The following is a 3,874-nucleotide window of genomic DNA, read 5'->3' as shown; positions in this document are numbered from 1 at the left end:
GCCCGGGTTGCTGGCCGCGCCGCGCTGCCAGGCGAACTGGAAGGGACGGGTATGCCACCTTTATCCTCGAGCGTGGCAACCACTTCTCAGCGTGCGCTGGTGTGAGGAAATTGCAAATCGATCAGTTCTCTCAGCGCAGTGAGATTGGTCGAGGATTTGTCTTGTTTATCCTTTGCATCACACCCGATTAACAGTATCGCGAGAACAGCAGCCACGAGCATCCTGGGCAAGATCACGTGCTTTTCGGCTTGCAATGGTGGCCGCACAAGACGTCAAGTTAGATCGCGATCATGAGCCAGCTAGTGATTCGCGAATACCCAACGGACCGCACGACCCTGATGTTCTGGGAAAATATCGCCAGCACTGAAATAAGAGCTTATTCTAAGCTCGGATTCGAGTAGCCATCTACCACTGGCGGGGACGATAGTGCCGGTTTCCGCCCACAGAGTATGGTCCATTTGCATCCGAGATATATCAGGTTTAATGGACTTTTCTGGTTGTCTGAATCTGTAGTTCGTTTCTTCCGCTGGTACGAGGCCGTCGATGTATCGATCATCTTTCCAAAGCAATCGCCAAGTTGTTTTGATTTCCAGAAAATCAGATGGCGTTTCGATTGAAGCTCGGGGGGCCTTTGATCCGCCGTGCAGGTAATTCATTGTTCCTGAAATTTCGAATGGGGGTTTCGGTACTTCTCTGCGTTTGATCAAGCTGATCAAGAAGCTATCCTTTGGATCTGCCACTATAGGTTCCCAGATTCCAGAGTGAGGAACATACTCATCTGTGGAAATGAATATCTCTTTGTGAGGGGGCAGGATATCTTCCGCCGCGTTAGCATTGATCTCGCTGTTCAACTCGCCTATGAGCCAATCGTTATAGACCAGCGGTGCGGATTCATCGAGGTATCGAGGTTCAAGCACACATGCTGAACATTCCCACCATGCGCGATAAGCATCTTGTGTTGCATCGCAAAATTCTTGCCAAAGTGGAGTATGATCTCGGTCAATCCCATTCTCACCGTCTTCAATCCGATTGATGAGTTCTTTCCAGTGAAAGATGGCGCGTGCTGCCATTTCGAATTCACCGTTTGCATCAAACTTGAATACTCGCTTATCGCCTTTACTTAACCGAATTGTTCCCTCTTCACAATGTGCCAGTCCATTCAGGATAATGGCATAGTCTGCATATGAGAGCGCTGTCTTTTCTCCCCAGCCGTTTTCATCAGCCAGACGCAGGCTGGCCTCGGTAGCTGTTGCCCATATCTGGTAATAATGAAAAATTCTTTTCCAGGCAGTTAAGGAGCTAACTTTTTTTAACCAATGAAAAATTTGACGTCTCTCCGAAGCGGAGGGCAATAACACGTTTTTTGGCAAAGCTTCGTTCATGGTTGGACAATGACCTCCCTATTTTCTTTCGTTGCTTGTTCACGAGCGCCGACCCGCATGGTTTGAATCGAGGCAGGCCCAGGCATTTCAAGGTAGCCCCATATTCCGTTAGCATCATTCCAACCAGTACGGTGGAAAGTAAATTGCATGCCGGTTGTAGGGTCAATGATACTACTCACCTTTCCGCCGTTCGCAAATTCCTGACCAGCTTTGGTAAGCGCCTCAGTAAAGTCCCGGCTTAGATAAAAAAATGCCTGTGTAGCACCGCCGGGAAGATACTGTCCAGGAATCTGACTGCCGAACTGTTCAGAAACGGTGCCCACGACCGCATTTGGCCCGCTTTTATCTGCCACGCGAGCTGAGACGAGAAATCCATCGCCATTGAAACTATCCAGAACAGCAGCATACTCACGCCATTCCTTCGCTGTCTTCGGCGGTGCACCTAGTCCCCACCATGCTCCTCCGGCAAAAGATTCCTTCACGGGCACTCCGTGTGTTGCGCGAGCAGGACCAAAGAAACGAAAGACCTCCTCTCCACCTTTAAGTTGTCGATTTCGTACTAGCCCGGAAAATGCAGCTACTTTTTCGTGATATCCTGTAGGGTTTTTCAGATCGAGCAGGTTCGGAAATCCATCGCGCGGCTTGTAAAATTTCCTTAATTCTGCCATACGCAGGCCGGAAGCTGGGTTTTGGCGGAAACCGCCCCTAACGGTTCTGGCAGGTAGTAGGCCATTTTCTACCATCCGTCGTTCGCGCGTTCTAGTAACCGTGCGACTCCCAACAGTGGCCCTGTGTAGCGCTAACCTGCTGGTTGTCTCGCCACCGGAACGTATGAACGCTTGCATTTCCCGTAGTTGTTGATCCAGCTCTTTAATTGCAACCGGGATCATTTCGTCTGCTTTTAGCCGGACTTTTTCGATTCCGCTACGTAAGGACACAACACGGCTTCGGAGGCCTGGAATTGCACCAAACTTTGCTCCGGCCCTGGCAAGGATCCTGTCAAAAGTTATCGTCAAAACTTTTAGCTTGCCCAATATTTCAGCTGAATGATCAGCGATGCGTAATGAGAGCAGCCATTTCTCTGCATTTTTCATCCCGATGCGGTTTAGAAATTCCACGATCTCGGCTGCACCAGCCTTCAAGTGCGCAGCTTTTGCTGCACCAGTCAGATGAGCAGCCTGCTTTGCAACTTTGATCGTGATTCTACCGACTCCCTTGATCACGCCGCCAAGCACTGGGATCAGAGCGAATAACAAGACAACAAGCAAGACCCATTCCCATTTGGAATTTCGCTTTTCTTCGCTGCTGGACAATCCGATGATCACAGCGATCAGATCGCGTACTGCTGTTGCATCCCCGACTAGAGGAATCATGCCGATTACCGCGTCGACGATGATCTGAGAAAGGCTGGCTTTTTCATTGAAGGCACCTTGCACAGTTCCCCAAGTCCAGCTGCTGACGTCGGCGCAGACAGCTTTGAACCGGCTGAGCGTCCATCCTGCTGGCGCTTCCTGAACATTGCTCATGAAATTACATCCTCATTCGGCGGTTCCGATGCATCTGCCGGCGCCGTGTCCGCTTCAAAGTATTTTGAAAACAGTTGATCTATCTTTGCCATGCTTGGAGCAGGGTCATGATTTGGCATTGGCGTCTTATCGACACGTTCGAACGCGCCGGGCATAGGTCCGAAGCTGACCTCTGCCGAACCTCCTGGCACGTTTGGAATGACCGCGCGGCCCTCTCCGTCAAGCTTGCCTGTACGCTCGGTCCCATCCGCCAACTTCACGACATAGTTCGCACCCGCCAAGGGCTGATCGTCGTGGTAGCGGTGATCCAAGTACAAGGTGTCGAGCGGAAGTTCTCCCTCAGGCAATGCCGGCAGCTTCAGTGAGGTGTCTGTTCCGCCTTCAAAAACATGCTGCCCTCCCTTGACCGTGAAGCTTCCTGGGCAAGCAAACGTGATATTTCCCCCTTCCAACGTCACTGAGGATTGTCCGGCCTTTAGCACAATCATCTGGTTTGCCTTGATCTCGATGACGTCGTTCACCGATATAACGGTGATCGCCTTGTCCGCTAGGATCTCCAACTGATCCGTATGTGCCTGCAACGACACCGGCCCATTCGCCGCCATCGCCTGGATCCCGCCATCATGCGTGAACAAGCCAGTCGCGTTCGCCGACACCGACGCCACCGTATGCGCCGCCGCCATGTGCAGATCCGCCTGCGTCGTCCACTGCAACTGTCCACCGGCGAACACGGCAGTAGACGCCGGCGTCGCCCAATTGATGCTCGCCGGCCCCTCCATCAACACGACCGGCTGCCCGAATTTCTCCACCGGCGCCGCCGCATCGAGCTCGCGCGCACCGTCACTCGCCTTGAGCGCATCCTGCCCACCAACGCCGGCATCGAACTTTCCACTCTGCTCCGGATCGACCTGCTTGATGAAATCCGTCTGCGCCTGCTGCGCATCCTTGCTCGACAACGCCTTCTGC

At 52.4% G+C, this 3,874-nt stretch carries 3 protein-coding genes; all 3 read right to left on the bottom strand.

Translation table 11 applies throughout. The features are described from left to right. Nucleotides 1–299: 299 nt before the first annotated feature. A complete protein-coding gene (locus QPK27_RS25130; RefSeq protein WP_290420875.1) occupies nucleotides 300–1,382 on the bottom strand; it encodes an Imm71 family immunity protein in 1,083 nt (360 codons plus the stop codon). Beyond that, nucleotides 1,379–2,908, bottom strand: a complete 1,530-nt coding sequence (locus QPK27_RS25125; protein ID WP_290420874.1) for a hypothetical protein — start codon at nucleotides 2,906–2,908, stop codon at nucleotides 1,379–1,381. The genes QPK27_RS25130 and QPK27_RS25125 overlap by 4 nt, the downstream gene beginning before the upstream one ends. Then, the coding region (locus QPK27_RS25120) for a DUF2345 domain-containing protein (RefSeq protein WP_290420873.1) at nucleotides 2,905–3,874 on the bottom strand (970 nt) is incomplete at its 5' end. The genes QPK27_RS25125 and QPK27_RS25120, both read right to left, overlap by 4 nt.

The organism is Massilia sp. YIM B02443, assembly GCF_030411955.1.
GTDB lineage: Bacteria > Pseudomonadota > Gammaproteobacteria > Burkholderiales > Burkholderiaceae_D > Telluria.
This window is presented reverse-complemented; position numbering and strand designations above follow the sequence as displayed.

What these genes read in the sequence shown, in the direction of transcription:
- QPK27_RS25130 (WP_290420875.1), bottom strand. Translation starts at nt 1,382, where the DNA reads ATGAACGAAGCTTTGCCAAAAAACGTGTTATTGCCCTCCGCTTCGGAG.
- QPK27_RS25125 (WP_290420874.1), bottom strand. Translation starts at nt 2,908, where the DNA reads ATGAGCAATGTTCAGGAAGCGCCAGCAGGATGGACGCTCAGCCGGTTC.